General features: G+C 55.7%; 26 protein-coding genes and 7 pseudogenes. 20 read left to right on the top strand and 13 right to left on the bottom strand.

Annotated elements, in window-relative coordinates; all coding sequences use genetic code 11:
- Positions 1-90 precede the first annotated feature (90 nt).
- The 4 genes and pseudogenes from minE to AB4Z52_RS21620 all read right to left on the bottom strand — a co-directional run bounded on the left by minE (position 91) and on the right by AB4Z52_RS21620 (position 1,144).
- Entirely contained in the window at positions 91-351 is a 261-nt protein-coding gene (minE, locus tag AB4Z52_RS21635) for a cell division topological specificity factor MinE (protein ID WP_442219966.1), read from the bottom strand.
- Positions 348-491 (bottom strand): annotated as a pseudogene (locus tag AB4Z52_RS21630) (septum site-determining protein MinD); the annotation flags it as partial. The pseudogene AB4Z52_RS21630 and the gene minE, both read right to left, overlap by 4 nt.
- A gap of 57 nt (positions 492-548) precedes the next feature.
- Positions 549-824, bottom strand: coding sequence for a hypothetical protein (locus AB4Z52_RS21625; protein ID WP_442219965.1), 276 nt, complete (start codon positions 822-824; stop codon positions 549-551).
- Positions 825-976: 152 nt separating this feature from the next.
- The gene (locus AB4Z52_RS21620) at positions 977-1,144 is read right to left on the bottom strand and encodes a DUF1236 domain-containing protein (RefSeq protein WP_442219964.1); all 168 of its coding nucleotides are present in this window, start codon (positions 1,142-1,144) and stop codon (positions 977-979) included.
- A gap of 264 nt (positions 1,145-1,408) precedes the next feature.
- On the opposite strand from AB4Z52_RS21620, the gene AB4Z52_RS21615 reads away from it, so the two are divergent.
- Both AB4Z52_RS21615 and AB4Z52_RS21610 read left to right on the top strand, forming a co-directional pair.
- Positions 1,409-1,987, top strand: a complete 579-nt coding sequence (locus tag AB4Z52_RS21615; protein WP_442219963.1) for a PRC-barrel domain-containing protein — start codon at positions 1,409-1,411, stop codon at positions 1,985-1,987.
- Between the two features lie 468 nt (positions 1,988-2,455).
- Positions 2,456-3,550 (top strand): AI-2E family transporter, encoded by a 1,095-nt coding sequence (locus tag AB4Z52_RS21610; protein ID WP_442219962.1) that lies wholly within the window; start codon positions 2,456-2,458, stop codon positions 3,548-3,550.
- A gap of 596 nt (positions 3,551-4,146) precedes the next feature.
- Here AB4Z52_RS21610 and AB4Z52_RS21605 read toward each other — a convergent pair.
- Entirely contained in the window at positions 4,147-4,893 is a 747-nt protein-coding gene (locus tag AB4Z52_RS21605) for an SDR family oxidoreductase (RefSeq protein ID WP_442219961.1), read from the bottom strand.
- A 115-nt stretch (positions 4,894-5,008) separates the two neighbouring features.
- Here AB4Z52_RS21605 and AB4Z52_RS21600 point away from each other — a divergent pair, with 115 nt between their 5' ends.
- Positions 5,009-5,944 carry a LysR substrate-binding domain-containing protein gene (locus AB4Z52_RS21600; protein ID WP_442219960.1) on the top strand — a complete coding sequence of 312 codons (936 nt, stop codon included), beginning with the start codon at positions 5,009-5,011 and terminating at the stop codon, positions 5,942-5,944.
- A 489-nt stretch (positions 5,945-6,433) separates the two neighbouring features.
- On the opposite strand, the gene AB4Z52_RS21595 is transcribed toward AB4Z52_RS21600, so the two are convergent.
- The 3 genes from AB4Z52_RS21595 to AB4Z52_RS21585 all read right to left on the bottom strand — a co-directional run bounded on the left by AB4Z52_RS21595 (position 6,434) and on the right by AB4Z52_RS21585 (position 8,463).
- Positions 6,434-7,168, bottom strand: coding sequence for a zeta toxin family protein (locus AB4Z52_RS21595; RefSeq protein ID WP_442219959.1), 735 nt, complete (start codon positions 7,166-7,168; stop codon positions 6,434-6,436).
- Positions 7,165-7,509: a hypothetical protein gene (locus tag AB4Z52_RS21590; RefSeq protein WP_442219958.1), complete on the bottom strand. Its 345-nt coding sequence runs from the start codon at positions 7,507-7,509 to the stop codon at positions 7,165-7,167. The genes AB4Z52_RS21595 and AB4Z52_RS21590 overlap by 4 nt, the downstream gene beginning before the upstream one ends.
- Before the next feature lie 348 nt (positions 7,510-7,857).
- Positions 7,858-8,463 (bottom strand): NuoB/complex I 20 kDa subunit family protein, encoded by a 606-nt coding sequence (locus AB4Z52_RS21585; protein ID WP_442219957.1) that lies wholly within the window; start codon positions 8,461-8,463, stop codon positions 7,858-7,860.
- Between the two features lie 126 nt (positions 8,464-8,589).
- Between AB4Z52_RS21585 and AB4Z52_RS21580 the strand changes: the two genes are divergently transcribed.
- Both AB4Z52_RS21580 and AB4Z52_RS21575 read left to right on the top strand, forming a co-directional pair.
- Positions 8,590-8,853: a hypothetical protein gene (locus AB4Z52_RS21580; protein WP_442219956.1), complete on the top strand. Its 264-nt coding sequence runs from the start codon at positions 8,590-8,592 to the stop codon at positions 8,851-8,853.
- Between the two features lie 26 nt (positions 8,854-8,879).
- Complete coding sequence (locus AB4Z52_RS21575) at positions 8,880-9,164, top strand: hypothetical protein (RefSeq protein ID WP_442219955.1); 285 nt, start codon at positions 8,880-8,882, stop codon at positions 9,162-9,164.
- A 94-nt stretch (positions 9,165-9,258) separates the two neighbouring features.
- Here the strand turns inward: AB4Z52_RS21575 and AB4Z52_RS21570 are convergent, their stop codons facing one another.
- Positions 9,259-9,960: an Hsp20/alpha crystallin family protein gene (locus tag AB4Z52_RS21570; protein ID WP_442219954.1), complete on the bottom strand. Its 702-nt coding sequence runs from the start codon at positions 9,958-9,960 to the stop codon at positions 9,259-9,261.
- Between the two features lie 293 nt (positions 9,961-10,253).
- Between AB4Z52_RS21570 and AB4Z52_RS21565 the strand changes: the two are divergent.
- Both AB4Z52_RS21565 and AB4Z52_RS21560 read left to right on the top strand, forming a co-directional pair.
- Positions 10,254-11,251 (top strand): annotated as a pseudogene (locus AB4Z52_RS21565) (IS5 family transposase).
- 52 nt (positions 11,252-11,303) lie between these two features.
- A pseudogene (locus AB4Z52_RS21560) lies at positions 11,304-11,861 on the top strand (IS6 family transposase); the annotation flags it as partial.
- A gap of 87 nt (positions 11,862-11,948) precedes the next feature.
- Here AB4Z52_RS21560 and AB4Z52_RS21555 read toward each other — a convergent pair.
- Positions 11,949-12,252: pseudogene (locus tag AB4Z52_RS21555) on the bottom strand (DUF4158 domain-containing protein); the annotation flags it as partial.
- Positions 12,253-12,619: 367 nt separating this feature from the next.
- Positions 12,620-13,650, bottom strand: a pseudogene (locus AB4Z52_RS21550) (IS110 family transposase).
- Positions 13,651-13,926: 276 nt separating this feature from the next.
- On the opposite strand from AB4Z52_RS21550, the gene AB4Z52_RS21545 reads away from it, so the two are divergent.
- From AB4Z52_RS21545 to AB4Z52_RS21525, 5 genes and pseudogenes are all read left to right on the top strand, one after another.
- The gene (locus AB4Z52_RS21545) at positions 13,927-14,328 is read left to right on the top strand and encodes a thioredoxin family protein (protein WP_442219953.1); all 402 of its coding nucleotides are present in this window, start codon (positions 13,927-13,929) and stop codon (positions 14,326-14,328) included.
- 38 nt (positions 14,329-14,366) lie between these two features.
- A complete protein-coding gene (locus AB4Z52_RS21540; RefSeq protein WP_442220043.1) occupies positions 14,367-15,074 on the top strand; it encodes a cytochrome c biogenesis CcdA family protein in 708 nt (235 codons plus the stop codon).
- A gap of 46 nt (positions 15,075-15,120) precedes the next feature.
- Entirely contained in the window at positions 15,121-15,639 is a 519-nt protein-coding gene (locus AB4Z52_RS21535) for a sigma-70 family RNA polymerase sigma factor (protein ID WP_442219952.1), read from the top strand.
- A gap of 4 nt (positions 15,640-15,643) precedes the next feature.
- A complete protein-coding gene (locus AB4Z52_RS21530) occupies positions 15,644-16,315 on the top strand; it encodes an NrsF family protein (protein WP_442219951.1) in 672 nt (223 codons plus the stop codon).
- A gap of 165 nt (positions 16,316-16,480) precedes the next feature.
- Positions 16,481-16,594: pseudogene (locus AB4Z52_RS21525) on the top strand (IS110 family transposase); the annotation flags it as partial.
- A 210-nt stretch (positions 16,595-16,804) separates the two neighbouring features.
- On the opposite strand, the pseudogene AB4Z52_RS21520 reads toward AB4Z52_RS21525, so the two are convergent.
- Positions 16,805-17,499 (bottom strand): annotated as a pseudogene (locus tag AB4Z52_RS21520) (IS6 family transposase).
- A gap of 401 nt (positions 17,500-17,900) precedes the next feature.
- On the opposite strand from AB4Z52_RS21520, the gene AB4Z52_RS21515 reads away from it, so the two are divergent.
- The 8 genes from AB4Z52_RS21515 (at position 17,901) to AB4Z52_RS21480 (ending at position 25,700) form a co-directional block, all read left to right on the top strand.
- Positions 17,901-18,269 (top strand): hypothetical protein, encoded by a 369-nt coding sequence (locus AB4Z52_RS21515; RefSeq protein WP_442219950.1) that lies wholly within the window; start codon positions 17,901-17,903, stop codon positions 18,267-18,269.
- Positions 18,270-18,445: 176 nt separating this feature from the next.
- The gene (locus AB4Z52_RS21510; protein ID WP_442219949.1) at positions 18,446-18,652 is read left to right on the top strand and encodes a hypothetical protein; all 207 of its coding nucleotides are present in this window, start codon (positions 18,446-18,448) and stop codon (positions 18,650-18,652) included.
- 371 nt (positions 18,653-19,023) lie between these two features.
- Positions 19,024-20,679, top strand: a complete 1,656-nt coding sequence (locus AB4Z52_RS21505; protein WP_442219948.1) for a putative bifunctional diguanylate cyclase/phosphodiesterase — start codon at positions 19,024-19,026, stop codon at positions 20,677-20,679.
- A 66-nt stretch (positions 20,680-20,745) separates the two neighbouring features.
- Positions 20,746-21,264, top strand: a complete 519-nt coding sequence (locus tag AB4Z52_RS21500) for a hypothetical protein (RefSeq protein ID WP_442219947.1) — start codon at positions 20,746-20,748, stop codon at positions 21,262-21,264.
- Positions 21,261-22,433 (top strand): methyltransferase domain-containing protein, encoded by a 1,173-nt coding sequence (locus AB4Z52_RS21495; protein ID WP_442219946.1) that lies wholly within the window; start codon positions 21,261-21,263, stop codon positions 22,431-22,433. Before AB4Z52_RS21500 ends, AB4Z52_RS21495 begins: the two co-directional genes overlap by 4 nt.
- A complete protein-coding gene (locus AB4Z52_RS21490) occupies positions 22,433-24,790 on the top strand; it encodes a SpoIIE family protein phosphatase (protein WP_442219945.1) in 2,358 nt (785 codons plus the stop codon). The genes AB4Z52_RS21495 and AB4Z52_RS21490 overlap by 1 nt, the downstream gene beginning before the upstream one ends.
- 3 nt (positions 24,791-24,793) lie before the next feature.
- Entirely contained in the window at positions 24,794-25,354 is a 561-nt protein-coding gene (locus AB4Z52_RS21485) for a DUF6272 family protein (protein WP_442219944.1), read from the top strand.
- 7 nt (positions 25,355-25,361) lie between these two features.
- Positions 25,362-25,700 (top strand): slr1659 superfamily regulator, encoded by a 339-nt coding sequence (locus AB4Z52_RS21480; RefSeq protein WP_442219943.1) that lies wholly within the window; start codon positions 25,362-25,364, stop codon positions 25,698-25,700.
- Between the two features lie 537 nt (positions 25,701-26,237).
- Here the strand turns inward: AB4Z52_RS21480 and AB4Z52_RS21475 are convergent.
- Positions 26,238-26,414: ATP-binding protein (locus AB4Z52_RS21475; RefSeq protein ID WP_442220042.1), on the bottom strand; the 177-nt coding region annotated here is incomplete at its 5' end.

The following is a 26,414-nucleotide window of genomic DNA, read 5'->3' as shown; positions in this document are numbered from 1 at the left end:
CCACTTCCCGCTAACTGTTCAAACAGGCGGCCAGCTAGGTGTTGTTGCTTCGGGAGATAATCGGCCGGCATCGGCCGAGGCCCATGTCTTTCAAGCAGCCTGCAGTGTCGCATTGAGCGGCAACTCGACGTCGATCTCAAGAGTTGAGACGAATTCCGAGCGCTCGATCTTCACCTGCACCTTGTCAGCATCGAGCTGCACATGCTTGGAGATGACCGCGAGAATCTCTTCCCGAAGCAGGTTGATCAGATCCGAACCCGATGACGAGCGCTCGTGCGCAAGAAGCAGCTGGAGACGTTCGCGCGCCGCCGGGGCCGTTCTTTGCCGGTTGAAAAGTTTGAAGATGTTCATGCTGCCCTCCGACCGAAAAGCTTGTCAAAAATATTGCGTCGGTCGCCGGGCATGACGATGGGCAACGCTTCGCCGGCGAGGCGACGGGCGGCGTCGAAATAAGCCATGGCAGCCGCACTGCGGCTGTCGGCAATCGTTACCGCGCCCTATAGCGGACTGCAAACCCGGAAGCCCTGATTCCCCTGCCTGCGGTCGCGTTAAAGACCTTCAAGCCCTTTCGATAAGTCGGGACCAAAGGCTGGATAGTTGCGTTGGCAATTCGTCGGCGTTTTCGGGAGGCTGCTTTTGTGCGCAAGCTCGACCGCGTATTCATCGGCAACGTCAGCAATAACGAGTGCAACCTCGGCCTCCCCCCATCCAGCCGAGACGGCATCTATGACCAGTTGATGGAAGGCGGCCATGACTGCGGACTCGCAATCAAGCCAGCGCTCCGGGTAATCATCGTGCTGCTGCGGCGAAGTGATCTTTTCCACGTTGTCGCTCCCAATTCCCAGCCGACAATAGGCAAATGCATGACGTGAGGCGATTTGGCTCCCGACCTCGTGCGCCGTGGCGACCAGACGATGAGTCACGCCCGACTACCGATACTGATGGACGGGGGTCGCCGGCCCCCATCCATCATGCATCATTCAATGACGCGAATGACCTTGCGCGACGAAGGCTGGACGATTACGCGCCTATGGTTGACGACGGCATAAGCGTAGCGAGAATCGTCGGGAATGGGTGTCACCAAGACCGACGATGGTAAGGGCAAGGGCTCGCCCGAACAGACCTGAATGGTGCCGCAGTTCATCGAGCCTCAGTCGCCAGAGGGCGAGGAGAAAGAAGTCGGGATTAAGTCTCGTTGTAACTCGAACTGGCCATCACACGGCGCCATTCGTTCGGCCCGACCGGTGGGACGCCATTTATTTTACCCTAATGCCCTTCGGTCTCACCGTTCCACAATCTTTTCGCCTTCACCGAAATACGGAACCAATTGTACTTTTAGCCATTTTCCATTTTTGAAACCCGCCGAGATGGTCGGGGCAATAGCAATCGGAAAGAAAGGTAGGTCATTATGCCCGCAAATACGTTCACATCAATCGCGACGGGTGCAATCTTTGTGGCAGCATCCGTTTTCGCTCCTGAGACTTTTGCACAAAGTGCAACGCAGCCGGCAGACAACGCCGCTCCAGCCTCGAAGACGGCTCCTGCGACGACCACGACAACGGCACCGGCAACAACGACCAATACCACCCAGGTCGGCTCTTATCTAACCGAGCAGTCCCCCGATCAGGTCAGTGCCAACACGTATATCGGCCAGTCGGTCTACAACGGCAGCAACGAGAGCATCGGCAAAGTCACCGACCTGATCATGCAGAAGCAGGGTGGCATTGTGGCAGCAATCATTGGCGTCGGCGGTTTCCTCGGCATAGGCCAGAAGGATGTCGCTGTACCAATCAACAATGTGACGGTCGCTCAGAACCCCAAGGACGGCACCGTTAAGCTGACGACCTCGGAAACGGTCGCAACGCTGAAGGCAGCGCCTGAATTTAAGACGCTGGCAATGCAATCTGCGGAAAAGGCTCCAGCCACCACAGGCACCGGCATGGCACCGGCGACCGACACCACATCGACGGGTTCCACTACGAAATAGCCAATCCTTGCCTAGGGTTAAAACGGCGGCTTCCCAGCCGCCGTTTCGTTCTGGGGAAATATGATCACTGGGGGGTACGCGAGTCCACAAGCCATATTTGCCGACACCGAGGCTGACCGCCATGATTGGCACAAGTCGGGTGGAGCGTCAAAACTGGACCAGGAACTGCTTCTAAAGATGCGGTTTCCATGCCATTCCTGGAGCGCGCCGCTTTCGACATTGGCGAACGCCGTCGTCGTTGCAATTCCCGGTGAATGGTAAATTCAAACGAGTCTGGGCGTGGCGAAAGAATGGCAAAAGCGCTGAGAGGTTTAACAGCGCTGAACAACGGCGCTGTAGTCTTTGCTCCTTTCACCGGAGGCGCCCTTCTGGCTGAAGGCATTCCCAGCACCATGTTTCGGAATAGACGACGAATGCCAGCGGGAGGGCTACATGACGGCCAAAAGCAAGACGCAGGTCGCGCTTCCAATGGTGGCAAAAACGCCCTACGAGAGGGCCGAATCCGACGCGCTCTATCTGCCGACCAGTCCCGCGGTCGTTCTTCTTGCCATTCTTGTCATCCTGGCCCTGTTGTGCGCTGCCTATTTGGCGGCGGAAGTCGTCTTGCCGATCGTGCTGGCCTTGGTGCTGAAGCTCCAATTTCAACCGGCGATGCGTTTCCTCGACCGTTTGAGGGTACCGCGCGGTCTCGCAGCACTGGCCCTTATTCTACTTGTATTCGGCGCCATTGTCGGGATTGGCGCGGGCGTCTCCGGCCCCGCGGCGGAGTGGGCAAGCAAGCTTCCGAACGGAATTGCCAGGTTGCAAGAACGTCTCAAGTTTCTCAGCGAACCAATTGACACGCTGCGGACGTTTCTCAATGAGGTCGACGGGTCCATGCCGGGTGCTGGGAGGCCATCAACCAATGGCGGCGGTTCGGCTTCGGCAATCGCCGCGAGCCTTTTTTCAAGTACCACATACTTTGCCCGCAGTTTCTTCGAGACCATCCTTATCCTGTTTTTCTTGCTAGTTTCTGGCAGCACTTCACTGAAGAAATTGGTCGAGATAATGCCGAACTTCAGGGACAAACGGCAGGTTGTCGAACTCTCTCTGGAAGTCGAGAAAAATATTTCCGTCTATCTCATCACCATAACAATGATGAATGCTATCGTTGGCGTAGCCACCGGCCTGGCGATGTGGGCAATGGGGCTGGGCGACCCGGTGCTATGGGGCGTCGTGGCTTTCCTCCTTAACTTTGTACCAATCTTAGGGCCACTGACCGGGGTTGGTGTTTTTCTGCTTGCAGGCCTTCTTAGCACCGACACGCCGTGGCTCGCACTGCTTCCTTCAGTCGTTTATCTCACGATCCATGTTATCGAAGGCGAGATCGTCACGCCAATACTTCTGGCGCGGCGCTTCACACTCAATCCCGTTCTCGTCATCATTTCGCTAATCTTCTGGTTCTGGATGTGGGGTGTGCCCGGCGCATTCCTTGCCGTTCCAATGCTAGCTATCACCAAGATCGTTTGCGAAGGGATTCGGCCGCTGGCTGCTATAGGACATTTCCTCAGTGGCGATGGGTGATCTCAGTATCGAACCTCCGAGGAGCCGAATAGAAGCGGCGACCGCCGGTTTGTTCAAGACGCCTAACGCAGGCGAGAATACCGATCTTAAAGCTTCGGCTGCGAGCACGCTCTTTGCCCTGATCCGCTGGCAAAGGGGCAGTCCGCGCCACAGGTCGAACGGGTGCGAGACTGACATCCTCGTTCAAAAAACTCCGCGACCGTAGTTGGGTTTCAACGGAAGTAATCTTGCAAGAATGAGGAGGCATTCGACGACAACGCCGCCGCAGGAAGATCCACCCCGCGCTTGCTCACCCAGGGTGTGATCGCGCCATACAATAGCGACAGTCGCATTCGATATCAGTTGCACATTGACCGCTTCCGCCTCAATCTCAACAAGGGCGTCCGTGCTCAAGGTGCTCCTGCCTCGCCCGGTCGACCCTCCTTAGCGTCCGTTTTTGCCATCGCGCAATATGTTGAGCTCACGCCGGTACTTTTCTGCGTCCCCGCCGGTTTGATTGACCTGCCAGAGATTATCCTGCAGATCGGCTTGCTTTACGGGAACTGCCAAAGGACTTAGATCAGCCGAACCAAAGATCAGATAGCTCAGATCCTTCACTACACCCAGCGGCCGCCGCCATCCACATGCAATACTTCTCCGGTCACGAAGCGGTTCGCCATTAGGAAGAGGATCGCTTTGGCGATATCTTCCGGCCGGCCGATATTGCGGCTGGGCAGGGTCGAGGCTGTCTGCTCTAGCACCTGCTGCTTGGCCTCGCCCATCAACCCGTCGAGTAGCGGCGTATCTACCCATCCCGGTGAAACCGCATTGATGCGCATCGGCGACAATTCAATGGCGAGGGCGCGAACTGTGCTTTCGACAGCGGCGACGGCAGCTGCCACGATCGCACCGATGGCGGCGGGGCGAGAGGCGAACTGTCCGGAAGTCATGGTAACCGAGCTTGCGGCATGCAAAAGGGGAAGAGCCGCCTTGATGGCGAGCAAGGGTCCGATCAGGCGCTCGTTGGTGACCTTCGAGAGATCCGCCTCCGACTGATCTTTGAGCGGCTGAAGATGCACCGTTCCGGCCGTGATCAGCAGATGATCGATCCTGTCGATCCCTGCAAATATCGCCAACTGTGGGGCTGCAATGTCTGAGACGATCTGGACCGCGCCTCCGATCGCTTCGGCCGCTTCGCGAAGACGTTGTGGATTGCGGGATACCAGAAAGAGATTCGCGCCGACGTCCTTGGCCCGCCTGGCAGTCGCCAAGCCAATTCCCGAGGAGCCACCAATGATGACGATGTTCTGGCCCTGGAACGACTGAGCCTCGGTAATACGCGTTTGAGTGGTGCTGGTCTGCAAGACATGCCCTCCGATTGGATTGTTGACCCGGTCTTCAAACTCTTCGATCGGCATTCTCTTTAGAAGGGAGCGAATAACAATATTATTTATCGTAAAAAACGATAGAGTGCATATCATGGATATGCTCTCTGCCATGCGCATCTTTACCCGTGTCGTTGAACGCGGCAGCCTTTCGGCCGCTGCGCGCGATCTCGGCCTCGGCCAACCCACCGTCAGCGAACGCGTCGACAAACTGGAAAGGCATTTGAGCGCACGGCTCCTCTATAGAACGACGCGCTCGGTGCAGGCGACCGACGCCGGGGCGCGCTTCTATGAATATGCCAAGCGCGCCATCGAAGCAGCCGAAGAGGCCGAGGCTTCCGTCGCTTCAGCTGAAACAACGCTGACCGGAACGTTTCGGATCGCGGCGCCGCATGGGCTTGGAGAAATGACATTGCCGCGGCTGCTCATCGAATTCCAGAAACTACATCCGGCTCTGGCGATGGATGTGACCCTGAATGATCGCTTCGTCGATCCGATGACGGAAGGCGTGGATCTCTCCATCCGTATCGGCGAGATCGGCAGCGGCAATTTCATCGCCCGCCGGCTGGGGACGATGCGGCGGCTCTTGCTGGCCGCCCCTGGCTATATTGAGCGGCATGGGCTGCCGCGCGAACCGGCGGAACTAACGGCACACTCCTTCATCCGTTTCACCGGTTTCGCGACGGATGAACGCCTGCATCTGATCGGTCCCGATGGTAGCCCGATAGAAGTGCCCATCCGGACCGCATGGCGCGTCAATCACTGGAGGCCGCTCATGGAGGCAGTATTGGCGGAAAGGGGGATCGGTCCATTGTTCGCTGCCGTCTGTGGCCGAGAAATCGCCGAAGGGAGGCTGGTGCCCATCTTGCCCTCCTATGAGTTCAGTCGCGTGGACGTTCACGCTATCTATCCGTCGGGGCCACGACCAACTGCCCGAACGAAAGCCTTCATTACATTGCTCGGCGAGCAAGCAGGCGTGCTTTTTGGTCAGGACGCAGAGCCGCTGTCATCTTCCATCAAACAGAAATAGGTTCCTCAAACGTTCTCAAAAGGCGGACAGATCGAGCACTTTCGTGTCATGACGCCAAGTTGCACTCACTTCGCTCATCCGCGTTCAGCTTGAATAGCGAAAGACCCCCAAGCTTGGCGTTTAGAACCGGTGCACTCTTCCTCGCCGCCAACTTCCCAAAACAGTGAAGCGCCTTCACGCTTATCAACACCGCAAACGATCGCCTGAGCATAGCATGCTTGCATCATTATGGTGCGCGGCCTTGTGGCTGGTCAGCTGGGAAGCTCCAAGCTTGCCGAAGCTCGCCTTAAAAGCCTGAGACTGCACCAACAAATGTGAAGAAGAAGCCGCCAATAAAAGCTTACTCGACATCCCCGCAAGAGAGGGAGCGTCACTTCCGTTGCGCTTGAAGAGATTCGAACCGTCGGCCCTGCTATCCATGCTGACTGGAAAAGCAATGGGAGAGGGCTGTATGTTATTGATAATAATTGGAATATTCGCTCAGATCGGCTAGCCTTTAGGGCAGACGATGTCCAGCCACTTCGCTATTCCTGAGGGTGCTGTTCGTTCACTGTTTCGGATATCAAAAAGTGTCTCGCCTTGCCGGCGAACAACGCACACAGAAAATGCACGTTTTTCATCTCGGCTATTGTCGACAAGAACTGACGCGTCGGCGATATCGAGGGCTTGGCGAATGGCCTTTTGGGTTCTAGGAAATCTTTCTCTGAGCTTCGTTTCGTCTACCGCATGGCCGTGTTCAGCCACGCGTGTTCGAACACGCAAGATGGAAAGATCTGTGTCAGTGAGCCCGACAAAGAACAGAAGGACAAAATAGCCAGCAGCCTGAATGTCACGGATCAGATCAACTTTGGATTCGATCGATCCATCTTCGTGCTCTTTCCAATGTGAGAATACCGTTTCCATCGCGAACGGTACTTGAGCCTGCATTGCGTGACCGACGAACGCCTGCACGCCTTGCTGAGCCACAAGCATCCAGTTTCTGTCATTGTCACGAAGATCGAGCGCCCAGTCTGCCAAAGCGCCTTCGCTGTTCGGCTCCGGCAGGATGGACAGCATCATCCGGTCTGCATTGATAAGAGGAATCCGGAGCTGACCGGCGAGCGTCTTTCGCCACATCGTCGATTTACCAGATCCATTGTATCCGGCGAGAATAATCGCTAGTGGCTTCTTGGTATCGCGTTGGGTATCTACGATACTCGCCACAGCGCTGGCGAGATTATTCATCCGACAGGCTCGAACTCGCCGTTGACCATCCTACCGCGATCAACGTGCCCATCCAAAACCCTTACGAAGATCGTGGGGTCATTCTCATCGACAGAGAACCGAGGAATGCCTTTTTTCTTCGACAAAGTCACGCCCGGCTTGACTAGTTTTTTGCCAATGCGCGCGAGCGCATCCGTGCTCCGCTCGACGTTTGCTTTAATGCTCTCGGCACTCGGCCGATTTCCTGCAATGGTCACATCGCCGAAGGTCACCATGACGTAGCTCGCTGATTTCAACCCACGCGACTTTACCGAAACGTGAAGCTCGCGTTTCGAGGGAGACTCAGAGGACTTCGGCTTCATCTCTGTTTCCTGGGGCATGAAGTGAATATAGTCGAACTAATGAGTTCAATCTAGCCCAGATCGCTACGAGAGAAAACTCGATCGTGGCAGATCGACATACGATCGATGATGCGCTGTTACGGACATCCACTGACATGCTGCTGGGAACCGCCTCGCCTTGACAGGATTCGAACCGCCCGGCTAATCACGGGTAGGATAGCGGTGCTCAGCCTTTTGTTTCAACATTTTAGGCTACCTGCGGAAGATAAACTCACCGGTTATCTCCTTTCGATATCTGCGATGTTGAAACTAGCGCCGACTGCGGCCCATCCACCCCCCCCCGTTGCGTGGACGCGCACCGGGGAAGGTTTAGCGTTCGATCGAGCCTTTGCGCCGAATTTTCCTTTCAAGCAACCGCACCCCATAGAGAAGCGCCTCGGCCGTCGGTGGACAGCCGGGAACGTAGAAATCGACCAGCACGACCCGGTCACAACCGCGCGTGACAGAATAGCAATAGTGATAATAGCCGCCGCCATTGGCACAGGAGCCCATGGAAATGACATAGCGCGGTTCGGCCATCTGGTCGTAAACCTTTCGCAGCGCCGGTGCCATCTTGTTGCAGAGCGTGCCGGCAACGATCATCACATCTGACTGACGCAGACTTGCGCGTGGCGCAAAGCCAAACTGCTCGACGTCATAGCGCGGCATCGCCATTTGCATCATCTCGATGGCGCAGCAGGCGAGACCAAATTGCATCCACATCAAAGAACCGGTGCGGGCCAAGGTAACGAGGTCATCGGCTGACCTGACGAGATAACCCTTGTCTGCGAGTTCGTCATTCATCGCAATAGGAAAAGGGTTGCCGGCGGGACGATGATTTCCCGTTTCCAAAACGGTCTTTGCAGCAGGCGCAATCAATGGTTGTGTCTTTGCATGGTGGTGCGCGTTTAATGACCTGACAATAGCGCAATGCATGGCACCGTCGGAGCGCGGATGTTTGGAACATCGCCCGCCCTGGCGGGTTTTCACCACAACTGAGGTGAGGAGCGATATATGCTCTCCATTCAAAAAGGGGCTATCACTTGGGCCAGGCGTCTATGCTTGACGACAGGTGCGGCATGGCTCCTATCCGCGCAAGTTTTTGCCGCCAGCCCCACAAACCAGACGGACCGTTGCCAGGCGCCCGATCCGCAGCAGAACCAAAAAACCACCACGGAAAAGAAATCCGATACCAAAAAGCTGGCTGACTGCAAGGGTGTTTTAAAGCCTCCCCCGACGGGCGACAGCGATTTCGTCATACCGGCGCCGCCGGTCGGCGACACACCTGTGATCCCACCGGGGGCAGTTCCGCAAAAACAGCAGTGATCGCAGACTGCAAATTGGAGGGCGCAATGATCCACCACATTGACAAAGAAGCCTTGTTCGAATGGATCGAACCGGAGAACGCTGGTGCTGTCTGCCATCTTTCCGTCGACGGCAACTACGTTGGTTCGATCGCCCGCGATGCTGGAAATCCTTCGGCGCGGCTTCAATGGAGTTGGCGCGTGACCATGCCCGACAGCGTCGATCGCAAGACGCCTTTGGCCGGGCAGGCAATGGATGAGCACAGCGCTAAGAAGGCGGCGGAAGACGCATATTCGCGTGCCATCCAGGAGATGCGCCCGACCGACCACTGACAACCAGCGGATCGCACTCCCTCACCAGAGGCTCAGCGTTTAAAATGCCCTACCGGTCTTGCGGTCGCTCTCGATACGCGGCCGTTTTGCCGCGCTACTGCGTTTTGACCTCGATACGGCGGGATTTATCCTTTGCCGCGGGGTTCTTCGGAAGCTCGATTGCCAGAATACCGTTTTTGAAGCTGGCATGAACCTTGTCGGCGTCGATCTCGGCATCCAGGGGAATGGTCCGCTGAAAACGGCCGAAACTACGTTCTGTGTAGGCGCGGCCGCCGTCTTCTTCCTTATGTTCCGAGCGTTTCTCCCCGCTGATTGAAACCGCGTTGTCGCGCAAATTGACCTCGATATCTTTCTCCTCCAGGCCGGGCAATTCAGCGGTGATTTTGTACGCCTGATCAGTTTCGTGCACGTCAACGCTCGGCCACAAACTTCCAGCGGTATTTGCGGTGGCGGCATCAAGCGTCGGGGCAAAGAAGTCGTCGAATACGCGACCGATTTCTCGACGGAAGGACGTGAACGGATCGCGCCCAAGGGGATAAAGACTTCGAGATTGTGTCGAAGGCGTCACATGACGGTTTGGCATGGCTTCTTCTCCCTTCGTTGTCTGGTTGTCGCCGCATTTGCGACTTGTGAACAAACTCGCCGGCCACAGAAGATGTTCCGGGACACGAAGGAGAAGGATGGGGACGCCAGCTCCGCAGGCATCGCGAAGATATCCATAGATGCTCGCAAAAACTGAAACCGGCGGAAAACGCCATATTCGCATGCATTGCAGGATATGCGCACGGTCGAACACTAACAATCAGCGGATCACTTTGTCGGTCGTAATAGTCGGACGGTGAGGACTTCACGCATCCATGCAGAGACGCGAAACCAAGACGAAGCGCATACATATCCGATACATCGTAGCCGGACTTGTTAGGAGCGCTGCCCACCCCCCCTCACCCAGAGCCGGTCCCAACGAAACAGGATCATGCGGGTACTCCAATAACGGTTTGCCACCAAGATCAGCATTGGTGCAGGGATCGAATTTCAACGATTTCCGCCTATGGGTCTGCGATCGCAACCAGCGTGATTGATCCGCACACCATGCCGCACAAGCATAACGCCGCCCGCCGTCATCGCATCAGCAAGATGAAGTTCAAGGTGACGAACTGGCGGGAGTATGAAGCAGGCCTTCGCCGTCGCGGCAGTCTAACACTGTGGCTGGCGCCGGAAGCGCTTGCCGGATGGGCTGCGCCAAGACGCACGACACGGGGTGGCCAGCCGCGCTATTCGGATCTCGCCATCGAGGCCACCTTGACGCTTGGCATGGCGTTTGGGTTACCCTCCGCCAGGGCGAAGGATTACTGGGCTCGGTGCTTAAGCTGATGGGATTGGAGCTTCCCGTGCCCGACCACACAACCCTCAGCCGGCGGGCAAGAACCGGGAGGCCACCTGCCAAAGGCAATGACCGTCAGTCTATCGCGGATGGCCCCCTTCATGTTCTGGTCGATAGCACCGGGCTGAAGATCTACGGGGCGGGTCAATGGTTGGAAGAAAAGTATGGCGCAAAATCCCGCCGTGGTTGGCGCAAGTTGCATCTGGCGCTTGATGCCGGCAGTGGCGAGATCATTGCGCATGTGCTCACGGATCAGGACGCCGGCGACGCCTCGCAGGTCGAGCCGTTGCTCGATCAGATCGACGCTGCGATCGGCCAGTTCAACGCCGATGGCGCCTATGACGGCGATCCGAATTATGAGGCCGTCCTGCGTCACAGCACAAAAGCAAAGGTCGTCATTCCACCACGCTCAACAGCCGTCGCAAATCAAGACACTGAACCGCCAAGCCAGCGCGATCATCATATCGCGTCCATCAAAACGGATCGCCGCCTCGCATGGCAGGCTTCTACCGGCTATGGCAAACGGGCCTTGGTTGAAACGGGGATGGGCAGATATAAGGGCATCATTGGACGGCGATTGCGGGCACGATCATTCCATGCTCAGCAGACAGAAGTTGCCATCGGTGTTACCATTCTTAACCGGATGCTTGACACTGCACGCCCGGTTTCCGTCCGTTGCAAAGCGGCAACGGCGAATTCAAAGTAACCAACCCCATCAAAAAACCGAGCGGCGCCTTCATACTGATCCCTGCACCAACGCCGTTCGTCTTTGGATCAATCGCTTTGGCCGTCATTTTGCCCACTGCATTCGCAGGAACCGGCCAAAGCCAAACGACAAGTGGCATATGGATGAGGCCGTCATCACGATCGGCGGAAAGAAATTCTGGCTCTGGCGGGCAATTGACGCCGACGGCGATGTTCTCGACATTATGGTTCAGACTCGCCGTAACACCAAGGCTGCCAAGCGTTTTTTCTCCAGGCTGGTCAAGCAATTTGGTGAGCCACGCGTCGTCGTAACGGACAAGCTGCGCAGCTACATCAAGCCGATACAAAGTCTGGCACCAGATGCGGACCATCGGGCTCATAAGGGTCTGAACAACAGAATTGAAAACTCACACCGCCAGACCAGGAAGCGGGAGAAGATCATGGGGCGGTTCAAATCGCCTCGTCAAGCGCAACGATTTCTGTCAGCCCACGATCAAATCAATACGATCTTTCGTCCTCGCCGGTACAACCTCTCAGCTCTCTCATACCGCCACGCAAGGGCAGGTGCCTTCTGCCTGTGGGCCAATTATACTGCAGAAATGGTGGCTTGAAAAACCGCCGCATCGCAACCAAAGACAAACAACTTGGCAATACCAAGTTCGCCGATAATCTAGAAAGACAGCGTTTCCCGGTCCACACGTCATGCGGCGATATCCAAGATACTGTAAAATCTCGGCGCAATGCCGTTGGGCGCTTCTCCCACCGAAATCGTAGCTGGAAAGTTCGTCCGCTCGGACGCCGATCCGCTCAGCCAGATATTCGGCAGCATCGTTCGGGATCAATGTGCCATCGTCAGCGAAAAAACCGCGTGCGTTGAAAAAACTCAACTGCGCGGCCAAGCCGAGCCTCGTAGTGGCCGGTTTGGAATTGATGAAATCAATGTCGGCGAAGCTCAGGCTCCAATTGTCCGACAAAATCCGAACTCGAAATACTCGTACCCATTACAACGCTCCTCAAATTTGAGTGCAATGTCACGAACAGGCGCGTCGCGGGTCAATCCTGCAAGCTGCGTTCCCACAACGTTATTCGAGTTGGCCAGAATCGCATATGTGGAACGGCCCGCTTGGCAAGATCTTTCCTCGTGCATTTCCCAAATAAGGACGGTGCGGTCATATGTCCGGCCTATTTTCTGGCCTTTCAGCCATGGCCACGATGAGGTCCGCGGAGCAAATCGCCTAATCAGCTTCTCGCGCTGTAACGCGCTTGCGATTTTGCGGTCTGATTTGCTTCGGGATGTCGTCCCGTTGGGTCATCACAATTGGCACCTTGCCTCTCTCTCTCCGACTGGTTGGCCGGAAAGCTCGTATGTCTAAGGCTGGACGATCATCTTCGCTTCCCGATAGGTATCGCCACGAACGAGAAGAGCCCAGATGATGCGCGCGATCTTGTTTGCGAGTGCGACAGCGACAACCTTGAACGGGCGGCGCAACATCATGGCCGCTATCCATGGTGATGCCTGGAGGCCACGACGAGCGAGCTTGAGGATCGACGTCGCTCCAGCGACAAGTAGCGTTCGCAGTTGCTGGTTTCCACGCTTTGAGATCGAACCGATCCGTTCTTTTCCTCCGCTGGAATGCGCGCGTGGAGTCAACCCAATCCAGGCAGCGAAATCTCGACCGGTTCGGAAGCCAGCGGGATCCGGTACCACTGCTCGAATGGTCGCGGCAATGATCGGCCCCACACCGGGAATCGCTGTCAGGCGTCGAGCGCTGTCGTCTTTTCTCACCGCTTCAAGGATTTTTCGATCAAGCCTTTCAATGCGTGCCGTCACGGTCTCGATTTGCTCGACGAGCTCGTCCAAAGCCATTCGCGCTTCACCCGGCAATCTCAGGTCACTCTCGTCGCGCACAATGGCGGCGAGGCTAATGATTCCGACCAGACCGGTCGCCCTGACAATGCCCAGTTCGGCAAGATGAGCTCTCAAAGCATTGATGGCTTGAGTGCGTTGACGGATGAGCAAATCTCGTGCTTTGAGTACCATTCCGGCCGCCTGCTCGTCCTGTGTTTTTGCCGGCACGTAGCGCATGGTCGGCCGGGTGACCGCCTCGCAAATAGCCTCGGCGTCTGCGGCGTCAGTTTTATTGCGTTTGACGTAGGCCTTCACGTATGCGGGGGGCATCATCCGAACCGTGTGCCCCAGGGCCTGAATTTCCCGAGCCCAATAATGCGCGCTACCACAGGCTTCCATCCCTACAAGGCAAGGCTGCAAGTGCGAAAGAAGTCCAGCACCTGCGATCGACGCAGTGCGCGACGTACGATCACGCCTCCTTCTTCGGCTATGCCATGAACCTGAAAAACGGATTTGGCCAGATCGAGCCCGACTGTGGTAATCTTCTTCATGGAGCGGTCCTTCTTCTTTGTGCCGTTTCAACACGACCACGTTAGGCATTTGATGCCGTTTGAGAAGGGCCGTTCCACCTCATCAGCTTCGGGCCGACTGGGGCAGGTAGCGGTCTGGAATCCATAGAGAGAGGTCGTCCAAGGGCTCACTGCGGATAAGTGCTAAATCGCTCGATCGCCCCAACGCGTGTAACCTTTCGACGGAAAGATCGGAATATTGGATAGCGAGCCCGGCAGACGGTTGACGGGACACTTATAAACTACCAGGAGATTGCAATGCGCTTCACGAGAGCGATGACTGTGGGGATATTGACACTGGGCCTTTCCACCGGATTTGGCCATGTCACTTTTGCTTCGACGGAGGCGCCGTTCACTCAACAGGCGTTCGAAGAGACCCAACATGAAGGCAAGCCGATCCTGGTCCACATCACCGCTCCCTGGTGCCCTTATTGCGCAAAGCAGCGGCCTATCCTGAGTGCCCTGGAGAATGATCCCGCATTTAAAGATCTGGTCGTCTACAATATCGATTTCGACACGCAGAAGGACCTTGTCCGGGCGGTGGGTGCCCAGAAGCAAAGCACACTGATCGTTTTTCACGGGGCTGTCGAAAAGGGCCGCTCAACCGGTGATACCGACGCCAATTCGATCAAGACGCTGATCGAAAAGACGAACGATTAGATCCAAGGAGCATCGGTGTGGGTCTGCCATTCGCCAACATGGTGTTCGGGTTCGTCGCGGGAATGCTCTCGACTCTGTCCCCGTGTGTCTTGCCACTCCTACCGCTCGTACTCGGGCCGGCGCTCGCCGCGCATCGCTTGGGTGTCCCGGCATTGGTTGTGGGCCTTGTGCTATCTTTCACCAGCATCGGGTTGTTCGTTGCCACGGTGGGTTTCGCTATCGGCCTTGACGGCGATGTGTTCCGCAACATCTCCGCCGTCCTTTTGGCCGGTTTGGGCATCGTCCTGCTGAGCAGCCCATTGCAACAGCGCTTCGCAATGGCCACCGGAGGCGTCAGTGATGCTGCAAGCCGACTTATGGCTCGTGTGACCCCGACTGGAGCAAAGGGGCAATTCGTGGTAGGCGTTCTCCTGGGTGCGGTCTGGAGCCCTTGCGTGGGACCAACGCTCGGCGCCGCGTCGGTCCTTGCAGCTCAGAGCAAGGATCTCGCAAGCGTCGCAGCCGTCATGGTCGCATTCGGCTTGGGGACGTCTCTACCCTTGCTCGTCGTTGGATCGTTGTCCCGCGCAGCCATGATGCGCTGGCGGGGCAATATAATGAATACCGGAAAGGCGGGCAAATTTTTGTTGGGTGCAAGCGCGGTAACAGTTTCTCTTCTCATTCTGACGGGCGCGGATCACGAGCTGGAAACCGTGCTTGTAGTTGCCTCGCCCTCATGGCTCACCGACCTCACCACGCGGTTTTGAGATGTCCGGTTTGCGTGCGGCGGACCCGCGGGAATGGACCGCTCTTATGATGCTAGCGCAAGGAGGAGATACGACGGCGTACCACCGCCTTTTGCTAGGCATCACCCCTTACCTGCGGACGATTGCGAAACGGACGCATGGCAACGCCAGCGATGTCGAAGATACCGTTCAGGATATTCTTTTGACATTGCATGCCGTTCGATACACATACGACCCATCACGCCCGTTCAAGCCTTGGCTGGCTGGTATCGCGCGGCATCGGGTTGCGGATCGGCTGCAAGCCCTGGGGCGCGTGGCGGCGGCAGAGGTAACACTCGAAACCGAGCACGAGGCATTTGCCGCTCCCGACCAGAATATCGACCAGGTACTGGATAGCCGGACTGTGAATGCTGCCCTGCGGGAACTTCCAATGGGCCAGCGGCAGGCCATTTCGCTTTTAAAATTGCAGGAGATGTCGTTGAAAGAGGCTGCGGAGCAAAGCGGAATGTCGATCGCGTCGCTAAAGGTTTCTGCGCATCGGGGCATCAAGACGCTGCGGCGGCTTATAGGTCAGGGAGGCGGTTAGTAAGATGGAAACGACCGACCTTATCCGGACTTTGGTGAACGCGGCACCGCCCGTACGCGTCATTCGCCCTCCCGTCTTTCGCGCTGGCTGTTGGCTAGTAGTTGCAATCGCGGTCGTGACGCTGCTAGCCGTTGAGCACGGTGTGCGGTCGGACATCGCAATCCAGCTACGCAACCCGTCCTTCATCGTTGGAACGATGGCCTCACTTTTAACGGGTGCAACGGCCGCATTGAGTTGTCTGTTGGCAAGCCTGCCCGACCGTTCGCGGTCCTGGCTGCTGCTCCCTCTCCCGTCACTCGCCGTTTGGGTGGCCACCATTGGCTATGGGTGCTTGACGAACTCGGTCAACTACGATGCCGGCAGCCTGCGGCTCGGCCAGGCGTTTCAATGCTTTGCCACTGTGCTTCTCATCAGCGTGCCATTGTCGGGATCTATTTTTGTCATGTTACGTCATGTTGCCCGCCTGCGCCCACGCTTGGTAACACTGACGGCTGGACTGGCAGTGGCCGGGATGACCGCGACAGCCATGTCACTTCTTTATCGCCTTGACGCCACCATCATGAACCTGATGTGGAATCTTGGAACAGCAGTGCTCATTGTGATCGTTGAGGCGATCGTTGGACGACGTGTCTTCACAAGGATTGCGCTTTCAGCTGAACAAGCATCCAAATCGTGAATTCATCGGTGATCGAGTATATCGAGGTCGCTCGTAAAGTTCAGTGTGTTGATTTGCACTGAGAACTGACCCGGCATTGGAGTGATGATGTGGACGCCTCCGCCCGAGAGAACGGCTCTCGTGGTATCCGTTTTACGGTTGGATAGAGAAACAAGGAGCATCCGCATGGAAATCACCACGATCGGCCTTGATCTGGCTAAGAGCATTTTTCAAGTCCATGGCATCGATGCCGAGGGGAAAGCTGTCGTGCGGCGTAGCCAGCGTCGGGCAGATGTCCTGATGACCGGTCGTCCTTGCAGAAATCGAAATATTGCAGTCGATCTTTAATCGGTATGGAGGTTTCGGGGCGCTGTCGTGCCGCATAGCAGGGGTCGGTTCCGGCTGGGGGCGAAATGACGGTGCGCCGGGAGACCGGCAAGGAGTAGATGGAAGGGCATCGTAAACTTAACGGCAAAGAGGCCAGACGATGACGCCGGTCTGTTTTGTCAGTCATGCGCGGGCGATTTTCGCCCATAGGCTCATCGCCGCTGCGCGCAACTCGCGATGATGGCTGGGGGGATGTTGTGGCGCGGGACGTGGAACAGGTTGGCAATAGGGTCATGGATAGAGACAAAGCGTTGTAAATGAGACTTGAAGCACTTCATGATCCGCTCACGTCGCCGGACTGGCTGGTGGGAATTCTCCGCCCGATTGTTCAGGCCTTTGTGAGAGCGATGCTCGACACCGGGCATGATCTCCCGCTTTGCGGCGCCGTAGGATCGAAGCTTATCGGTGATCATCACCCGCGGCGCTCGGCCCTGGCTCTTCAGGAGCTTACGCATCAGGCGTTTGGCCGCCTTGGCATTGCGGCGGATTTGCACCAGCACCTCCAGAACGAAACCGTTCTGATCAACGGCGCGCCACAACCAGTGCTTCTTGCCTCGGATCGAAATGACGGCCTCATCAAGGTGCCACTTGTCTCCAAGCTGGCCGGATGAGCGACGACGGATGTCGATGGCAAAGGTCCGCCCAAATTTCTCCGCCCACAGCCGGACCGTCTGATGGGAGACGATGATCCCACGGGCAGCCAAGAAGTCCTCGACCATCCGTAGGCTGAGAGGGAAACGGAAATAAAGCCATACGGCGTGGGCAATGATTTCAGCGGGAAAGCGGTGGCGGCGGTATAGTCGCTCACGGTCTGTCATGGCCCGTAATTGTATATCGAATTCCAGTTTTTCGTTAAGTTGACGATGCCACCGATCCCTATCACGTTGACGCGCTTTTGTTACGCAAGACAACACCTTGGGTTCTTCGGTTCGCGCGGAAAACATCAGGGCCAGCGGTCATCACGCGCCGTATAAACAGGCCGGAGACATGCTGCACCCGACCAACTACGCCGAATAAAGAAGGCCCAACGCGAATGAAAATTAATACGCAAGCCAAGTCGCAGATGATCGGCAACCTCTGATATGGTTTATTGTAACTAATTCGCATAAGAGTTGTTGCGCCGTGCATATTTTAAGCGCATCTTGATATGTGTCGCCAGCCACGCAAGGGCGCTGACGATTGGAAGACCATGCTTTCGCCCCGCTGCCCGGAGAGCACGATGACCGGCCAAAATGCAAGCCTGTTCAAAAACCGTCTGCTCCGCGCGCTTTCGCCTGTCGACATCGGGCTACTTGCTCCCAGTATTGAGAGAGTGCAGCTCAAACTTCGGCAGCCGCTTGAGACAGCACATCAGCCGATCGATCTGGTCTATTTTCTTGGGTCCGGGCTTGCTTCGGTGGCGGCCAGAAAAGAAGGCGGCACGACGGTCGAAGTCGGTCTCTTCGGCCAGGATGGCATGACGGGCACCTCACTTGCCACGGGAGATACGGAAAGCCCGTTCGATTGCTTCAAGCAGACGGGCGGTTCGGCGATATGCATTTCGCGCAGCGGGGCGAGATTTTCGTCAAAGACCGAGAGGGGCTCATAAGCCTTACAAAAGGCGCATACGGCCCAGCGGAGGAAGAATATGAACGTCTGACCGGCATTCCCCTGGGAAAGTCGAAGCCAGTTCTCAATGACGATGCACATCTCTCGCGACCGGCCTAACACGCAAACTGCGCAGTCCAAGTTCGGCACAAATTTGGCAAACTTTGAGGACTAAGCATGACCTCAATTTACGACACGCCCATCGACGCAACATCCGCACCCAGTCTTCTCGATGCATTTATCGAGGTTTGCGCACAGCATGGAATTTCGCCTGACGGCGACGATGGTTCGGATCTCGCGACCGTTCTTAGTCACGCATTTGACCGGGGAATCACCAGCAAGGACGGACTTATCGCTCTCGTTCTGAACCTGGTCACAGAATGAACGGAGACCATAGCTGAGGTCGGGTATGCCGACGGCGACGGCGGCGTCGAAATTGGTCATATCCTCCGATAGCAGCCGATGATTTCCGACGGTCTGCAGCGACACTAGATAGGCCGCGCTGGAGCTAAAGAATACCACTGAACCGGCTTGGCGCGCGACACCCACTGCCATAACCACCACATAACTCACGGACTGCTCGGAACTTAAGAAGCTTGATCTGATTACACTCACTGGTCGCATGGGGTATCATGACGCAATCCGAGTCCTTTTCGGATTGTTAATCAGAATTTGCTAATGAAGAGCCTAAATCGCTTAGGTCGTGCCAGAGGCAGAACCCGCAGTAGACAGGGCAACTACGGAAGGCGCTAAATATGCGGAAAAGTCGTGCGGGTTGGCCGATCTTTGATAAAACAAAGGCGGCGACGTCGGTCTCTGCAGAAAAGCTTTTCCTATTTGATCGAGACTTCAAATCAGTTGAAAATCGGTTGGACATAAAACTACCAGTCTCGGTCAAAGCTGATAGATCGTTTTGGGAGCATTTTCCCGGGCTGGATAGACAGAAAATCGAGCTCGCTATCAGCTCCCTAAGTGAGAATGCGCCGCCTCTTCGGGTGACGCACGGTGTGGATGGAAGCGAGTTTTCCAACCTAACGATCTACTGTATCGCAGATCATATCGCCGTCATCGAGTCCGTGCGAAATCGTCCTGATGATGAGCGGGCAATACTTCTGCATCAAGCCACCCACGATGCGCTCACAGGGTTGCCCAACCGCCGCCAGTTCGGCGATGATCTAACCGCCTCGTTGCAGCAAATTGAGGGCACCGACGACATCGTGTCGTTGATGCAACTCGACCTTGATGATTTCAAACCCGTGAACGATACGCTCGGCCACCTCGCTGGCGACAAGCTGCTGCAGTTCGCTGCAATTCGCATCAAAGGGTGCCTCGACGACGACGACAGGGCCTATCGCTTGGCAGGCGACGAATTCACGATCATTTCGATGGGGCACGGACAGCCCGCCAAAGGGCATCGGCTTGCGGAAGCCTTGGTCAAGGCTTTCAAAAGGCCTTTTACGATTGATGGCATCGCGGTTTTCGTGGGTACCAGCATCGGGATATCTGTGGCTCCCCACGATGGTGCCAGTCCCGAACAGCTCATGAAGGCGTGCGATGTCGCGCTTTATGCTGCAAAGAAAGAAGGGCGCGGTCGCGCAAGCGCGTTCGACCCTGCYATGCTTGAGATCCTCGAACAACGCGAACTATTGCGCCGCAGCCTTCGAATGGCGTTGGAGCAGCAGCAGTTTTTCATCGAATACCAACCCATTGCTGAAAGCGGTCGAATTGTCGGGTTCGAGGCRCTGCTGAGATGGCAGCATCCTTTGCTGGGAAGAATTCCTCCCATCGCGTTTATTCCAATGGCAGAGGCCGACGGCATAATGCCGGAAATAGGTGGWTGGGTTTTGGAGCGCGCATGCCGCGAGGCGATGAATTGGCCGAAGGACTATATTGTTGCGGTGAATGTATCGGCCGCTGAATTCTTGACAAGTGGCCTGACGGACCGTGTTTCTCACACCCTCGACCTAGTAGGATTACCRCCCGATCGGCTGGAACTTGAGATCACAGAAAGCGTGCTACTGGAACGGACCGTCAATAATCTCGACACTCTGAACACTCTCAACGTGCTGGGCATTCGGATCTCGCTGGACGACTTCGGTACACAGTACTCTTCGCTGAGCTATCTCAAGACATTCCCTTTCGACACGATCAAAATCGACAGGTATTTCATCACCGATCTGGCGGACGATCTGAAAAGCCAGGCAATTGTCCGCTGCATCATCAACCTCGCTCACGATCTGGAGATGCTTGTAACAGCCGAAGGCGTTGAAACACCGCTGCAGGCGGAATGGCTACAGAATGCGGGATGCGATCGCCTCCAAGGCTACTTGATAAGCAGGCCGCTGCCAGCCGAAGCGATCAACGAATTCGTCTCAAACCTCGGGACGTCCCCACTAAGAGTGCCGCAATAAAGAACTATGCAACTTTCTGCGTGCTATTGTGTAAGATAATTCTCGTATCAAGATATGGAGGGTGTATTGGAAGAGGAAGCTTTGACCTCCGACGACAGTGCATTTGCCCCGATGGTTGCGTTGGAAATGGATGCGGCCGTCTTCAACTCCGATTGGAAGTTATGCGACGTCATTACGGAATATCTTTCAGACATTGTCGGTCAAGGTCATAGTGATCCTGCCAGATATTCGAATTTTGTTTCCGTGGCGGCCAACGAACTCATCGAATTGGCGTTCCGTTCGGCTCTCATTCCGGGAAGCTGTAACTTCAGTGTCTTTCGGAACTCGAAATGTAATCGTATGATTATCGCGTTTCCTTGTGACGATGCACTGAGAGAAGCCTACGCTGGCTCAAAAAGTTGGTCTTCAAACGAGCCACGGCGTCTGGTGGACGGCGGTTTTAACTCGCTAACCTCACCGATAGATCTAACGGATTTGGTGACGAATTTGGCGACGATATTCGGCGCTCATATCCAGATCGAAGGAGACGGAGCGAGCGGAATACGCTTTGTCGCGGATTTCTCCCCGGCAGAGGGTTTCCATTGAGCTCCCTTGGCGCACTCTTTACGGCCCACTTTGATCCGACAAATCAGGAGATTTTGCTCGCTGGCAAAATACGCCCTGAACGCGTCACTGATATCGCCGATCTGCTTGAACTGGTCCGGCGACATTTGGAAGAGAACAGCGGCATCGTCTATCTCAATGTCAAACGTCTGACACACATAAACTTGACGGCTTTCAATGCCCTGTCCGCAGTGCTTGCGACGTGCTGCCGGGCGAAGCCTCATCGGAAAATCGTGGTCGTTACCTCGAGTGTCGTGGCATGGTCGACAGCGATGTTCGAGAGGCTGGCTGGCTCGGAGGAGAATTTGTCGGTTCAGGTCTACGACTCTGCATTTTACCCGGGTCAGAGATTCGTCGAGGATGAAAGCTTTATTCCCATTCTGCGCACACAGACAAAAATGACGTGGAGGCACGAACGCGAGATATTGCCGCGCCACGGGCTGCGTAGCGGCCTTGCCATCGCCGATATCTGCTGTGGGATTGGCGACTTCGCATCACTGGTCTACCGTGAATTCAACCCGAGCCGGCTTGTGGCGCTCGATCATTCGATACGCAGCCTAGAGTATGCTCGCAGGGTCGCCGCCCATTTTGACTTGAAGGGAATTGAATACACCTATGGCGACGCCTCGCAAATGCTCCTTCGCGACAGTCAATTTGATTTCGTAACCTGCAGGCACTCGCTACAGATATTCGACAGGCCGGAAATGCTGCTGCGCGAGCTTTACCGCATCTGCAAACCGGGCGGCAGGGTATATATTACCAACGAAAAGAATTCGCATTGTCTTGGGGAGCCCCATTCCGAGTCGATAAAGTGGACATACGAGGAAGTCGCCAAACTGTTCAGCCATTTCGACATGGATGTCGAGATGGGACCGAAAAGCCGCAGTCTTCTCGCCAATGCAGGCTTTGATTCCATCAAGTTGGAATCCTTTATGGTGACCAACCTCGACGGCGATCCGCAGGACTTTGCAGACGTTATCGAGGCTTGGGAAAATGTCTATGCTGGCGAGATGGCGGTGCGCAGAGGCGATTCACCGGAGTTTATCCGAAGGTTCCGGCAGGGTTTCAAAGACCATGTCTTCGCAGCTCTGCATCCCAAAGGCTATGCGGGGTGGCCTATTTGGGCGGCTTCCGGACGAAAGCCGCTGTGATGGCCAGGATATCCTCAAAGCGGCCAATGAGATTGGGATCGTTCCGGGCAAAGTTCATTTTGGTCGTCGGCGGAGCAGTGCTCTTTGACCTGGTGGTAAGCGGTGGACTGGCACTGTGGAACGTCCAGAGACTATCGCGGGACGCAACCCTCGAAGTCGGGCAAGGTTTAGAGGCTGCAAGCCAAGACTACATACGCTCATATGCCAACTCCACCGCTGATCAGGTGAGCCTACTTCTCGGGCAGGTTCACAATGACGTTGGCGCTCTTGCAGGCGTCCTGCAGGCGCAGATTGACGATCCAGACCGCAATTCCAATATCGGCGCGGCGATGGCGCGCACATCCCCCAACAGCGTCGCCCTTTCCTACGATCAAAAGGGCCGATGGTCTCAAAACGCTCCAGGTTCTGCCTCCGTCGTCAGCGTTTGGGGATACCTGCTCGGACCGGACCACCAACCAAACTCGCAAGTCCAAGCAGACATCCAAACCAGCGCCGTTTTAGACCTTGTCGCTCCGAGTTTGTTGCAACACGGCGCTTCGAAACTTCAGATGTATTACATCGGTTCGAAAGCGCGGCCGATCTTCCGGACCGCACCCTACACGGATCAGGCGCAGACTTTCGATCGGCTGTATCCCGGCCACAACGATGCCAATTTCTGGGATTTCTTTTTTCCTGGACTTTATGACTCCTGGCAGGGCTGGGCAAAGGATACAAAAGACAGGCCGGTCAACGGCGATATAACCCAGACAGCGCCGTACACGGATGCAATAACCGGCAAGCTCATCGTGAGTTTCTTCCACCCACTCTGGTCTGCCGATCGGAAGGATGTTGCCGGGGCGGCCGGCGCTGACATCACGCTCGACCAACTTGCCCAGACAGTCGAAAATGTCAAAGTCGCCCAGACTGGTTTCGGGTTTTTATCGATGTCCGACGGAAACGTCGTCGCGATCAATAGCACAGGCGAGAAAATTCTTGGCCTACGCTCCGCCAGCGACGCCGTAGGAAGTGGGGTAACGGGGCTGGAGCGTTCCTTGAGGGGCAGCTCACAACCGGAGATCGCAAAACTTGCTCTCGATCGAGAAGAGGGCATCCAACATTTGTTGTTGCAACAGGACGGCAATAAGATCCCCTATATCGTTGCCGTGAAGAAACTTCCAGCGACCAATCTCTGGTCAAGTGGTCCGATCCGGCAAGAAGCAATGTCTTTGGGGATCGTTGTGCCTGAAAGGGAAATCGACGCGTCCCTCTTTGCCGCGCAGGCTGAGATTTCCAACGCTACGAACCGAATTGTCGTCTATCAGATACTTGCGATCCTTATGTCGTTGATCATCGTGACAATAGCGGTGCTGGCAGCTTCGAAGCGAATTACCGCCGGGATCAGCGCGCTCGCCGGAGCCGCCAAGCGCATTCAGGCAAAGGATTACTCGGTCAGGGTTGCCATCGCCAGCAGGGACGAAGTCGGCGAAGCTGGCGAAGCGTTCAACCGAATGGCTGAGCAGATCAGCTATCACACCGAAAATCTCGAGCAGCTCGTGGAAGAGCGCACGGCCCAAATCGAAGACGCCAAGCAAGAAATATCGACGCTGAACGCGCAGTTGCAGCACGAAAACCGTCGACTGGGCACAGAGCTTGCGGTTGCGGAGCGGATTCAATTGATGGTTCTTCCCCTCCCCCAGGAATTGGAGGCGGCTCAAAACCTCGAAATCGCCGCCTATATGAGGCCAGCGGAGGAGGTCGGCGGTGACTACTACGATGTTTTAGAGAACGGGAACCGGTTGAAGATTGGCATCGGCGACGTTACCGGTCATGGCCTGGAAAGCGGTGTGTTGATGTTGATGGTCCAATCCGTCGCCCGCGCGTTGCAGGAAGCGGGCAATACGGATGCATTGAAATTTCTGAAGGACTTGAACAGCGCGCTTTTCAAGAACATCGTCAGAACCAAGATCGACAAGCACCTTACCTTGGCGTTCCTCGACTATGACGGCAGGGAGATGATCCTGTCGGGCCAACATGAGGAAGTCATTCTTGTGCGATCGAATGGCGACCTCGAACGGATAGACACGACGGATTTAGGCCTGCCGATAGGGCTTGAGGCCGATATCTCCCCGTTCGTCAGAACCCTGAAGATACCGTTCCACAAGGGCGACCTCATCTTATTGCATACGGACGGCGTAACCGAAGCCGAAAACGGCGCGGGAGAACTTTTCGGTATAGAACGTCTTTGCCACGAAGCTCTCAGATTGAGGAACCTCAGTGCAAACGACGTCGTTTCTGGAATTGTTGAGACGTTGATGACTTACATCGGGTCGCAAAAAATCCATGACGACATTACACTTCTCGCTGTGCGGCACAGGTGATTGATGGCACCAATGATATACGGTACGGAATCTCTAGTGGGCATGAGCGTGAATTTTGGCACTCGCCTTACTCTGCGCGATGGCCCGCTTCATCTGAGTTGGAAACACTCGGGCGTGACCTCGGACTTCATAGCTGACATGATGGCTCTTCCATACGCGGCTTCGAAGTCCAGTCATACCCAAGTACATCACGACATCGGATACCTCAGCAACGAACTGATAGAAAACGCCATAAAGTTTCGACAACCGGGTGAGATTGTTGTTGAGGCCGGGACATCCCACGAAAGTTTTTTCATGAGGGTAAGAAACGCGATCGACCGCGAAACTTCATCTCGCTTTAGGGGCCTGTTGCACCGGATCGCATCCAGAGATCCCAAAGAGCTTCTGCTGGAGCAGATCGAAACGAATGCCATGTCAGATACAAGTGGTTCCGGCTTGGGCTTGCTTACGCTTCTGAGTGACTACAACGCCAAAATGGCTTGGGAATTTGAAGACTACCAAAACGAGTGTACTATGCTAACAACAACCGCGGCGGTGGCCATCCCGCCCTCCTCCAATCCGTGAGTGACGAATGGAAATCAGGGACGAAAATTTCCGCATATGGACGGAAAAGAACGAGGTTTTTTTTGACGGCATTCTCAGGCTAGCGGGGCCGGACGCCTATGCTCCCATTTATTCGTTAGCATTCGGTCTTCTGCACGGGGAGCATGACCAAGTCACGTTCAATTTAACCGGTCTCGAATTCTTGAACTCATCGGGGATAAATCTGCTAGCAAAGTTGACGATAGAAGCTCGCAAGAAACCCGATCTTCGGCTCGTCGTCAAAGGTACCAATCAGTTTCCTTGGCAGACAAAATCTTTGCCAAATCTAAAGAAGCTGCATCCCCTTCTCGATTTGCGACTGGCTTGAGGAACGGCTAACGCCGAGGCGGACACGACACAGCGTGACCCCGAAGCACGCCAATCGATTGATACAAGAAAGAATATGCAGTGATTCGGAGATGCTAATGGCAACGCGACTGGAGTACCTCTTGATTGCGCTTACCTTTTCGGTCGGGTGTGAAGGTCGATTGTCGCCGAAGCCTTCTTGTTTTGCCGATTTGTCCGTTTGGCGTTTGCGGGCGCACGGCGCCTGAAATCCGGAAGGCCTTCGACGGATTTTGGAACAGGGACAATATCCTGTATCATTTTGTGGACTGTGCAACTCACAACCACTCGAAGAGAGGATATCTGCGAGTTGCCCGGCCACTGTTTCGAGCTCGTGTTGATTGGCACAGCTTAAGGCGACACGACAACCTAGCCCCTGACGAAGCGTCGAAATGCCGATTCCGATGAAGCCGCCCCTTTGTTCCGAGATGATTGCGCCCCGGGATTCCGGGATGATCTCGCCCCCTTGAGGCTGGGGTCCTGCTGGCTTTGATTGTTGTCAATTCATTCGGGTAGGGAGTCAAGATTTCCGGCGCTGATTTCGCCGCAAGCTTTCGCCGGATAGGTCGATGCGGTGGGCGTTATGAACGAGCCTGTCGAGGATGGCATCGGCGTAGGTTGGGTTGCCGATGATCTCGTGCCAGGCTGATACCGGAAGCTGGCTGGTGATAATCGTCGAGCGGCGTCCGTAGCGGGG

Origin of the sequence: Rhizobium sp. 2YAF20 (assembly GCF_052114685.1) — a bacterium.
Lineage (GTDB): Bacteria > Pseudomonadota > Alphaproteobacteria > Rhizobiales > Rhizobiaceae > Rhizobium.
The sequence above is the reverse complement of the archived record's forward strand: the minus strand, read 5'-3'. Positions and strand labels throughout refer to the sequence as shown.

Coding starts and splice junctions, on each gene's coding strand:
- minE (WP_442219966.1), bottom strand. CDS start 351: ATGAACATCTTCAAACTTTTCAACCGGCAAAGAACGGCCCCGGCGGCG.
- AB4Z52_RS21620 (WP_442219964.1), bottom strand. CDS start 1,144: ATGAACTGCGGCACCATTCAGGTCTGTTCGGGCGAGCCCTTGCCCTTA.
- AB4Z52_RS21615 (WP_442219963.1), top strand. CDS start 1,409: ATGCCCGCAAATACGTTCACATCAATCGCGACGGGTGCAATCTTTGTG.
- AB4Z52_RS21610 (WP_442219962.1), top strand. CDS start 2,456: ATGGTGGCAAAAACGCCCTACGAGAGGGCCGAATCCGACGCGCTCTAT.
- AB4Z52_RS21600 (WP_442219960.1), top strand. CDS start 5,009: ATGGATATGCTCTCTGCCATGCGCATCTTTACCCGTGTCGTTGAACGC.
- AB4Z52_RS21595 (WP_442219959.1), bottom strand. CDS start 7,168: ATGAATAATCTCGCCAGCGCTGTGGCGAGTATCGTAGATACCCAACGC.
- AB4Z52_RS21590 (WP_442219958.1), bottom strand. CDS start 7,509: ATGAAGCCGAAGTCCTCTGAGTCTCCCTCGAAACGCGAGCTTCACGTT.
- AB4Z52_RS21585 (WP_442219957.1), bottom strand. CDS start 8,463: ATGCATTGCGCTATTGTCAGGTCATTAAACGCGCACCACCATGCAAAG.
- AB4Z52_RS21575 (WP_442219955.1), top strand. CDS start 8,880: ATGATCCACCACATTGACAAAGAAGCCTTGTTCGAATGGATCGAACCG.
- AB4Z52_RS21545 (WP_442219953.1), top strand. CDS start 13,927: ATGCGCTTCACGAGAGCGATGACTGTGGGGATATTGACACTGGGCCTT.
- AB4Z52_RS21540 (WP_442220043.1), top strand. CDS start 14,367: ATGGTGTTCGGGTTCGTCGCGGGAATGCTCTCGACTCTGTCCCCGTGT.
- AB4Z52_RS21535 (WP_442219952.1), top strand. CDS start 15,121: ATGATGCTAGCGCAAGGAGGAGATACGACGGCGTACCACCGCCTTTTG.
- AB4Z52_RS21530 (WP_442219951.1), top strand. CDS start 15,644: ATGGAAACGACCGACCTTATCCGGACTTTGGTGAACGCGGCACCGCCC.
- AB4Z52_RS21515 (WP_442219950.1), top strand. CDS start 17,901: ATGACCGGCCAAAATGCAAGCCTGTTCAAAAACCGTCTGCTCCGCGCG.
- AB4Z52_RS21510 (WP_442219949.1), top strand. CDS start 18,446: ATGACCTCAATTTACGACACGCCCATCGACGCAACATCCGCACCCAGT.
- AB4Z52_RS21490 (WP_442219945.1), top strand. CDS start 22,433: ATGGCCAGGATATCCTCAAAGCGGCCAATGAGATTGGGATCGTTCCGG.
- AB4Z52_RS21485 (WP_442219944.1), top strand. CDS start 24,794: ATGGCACCAATGATATACGGTACGGAATCTCTAGTGGGCATGAGCGTG.
- AB4Z52_RS21480 (WP_442219943.1), top strand. CDS start 25,362: ATGGAAATCAGGGACGAAAATTTCCGCATATGGACGGAAAAGAACGAG.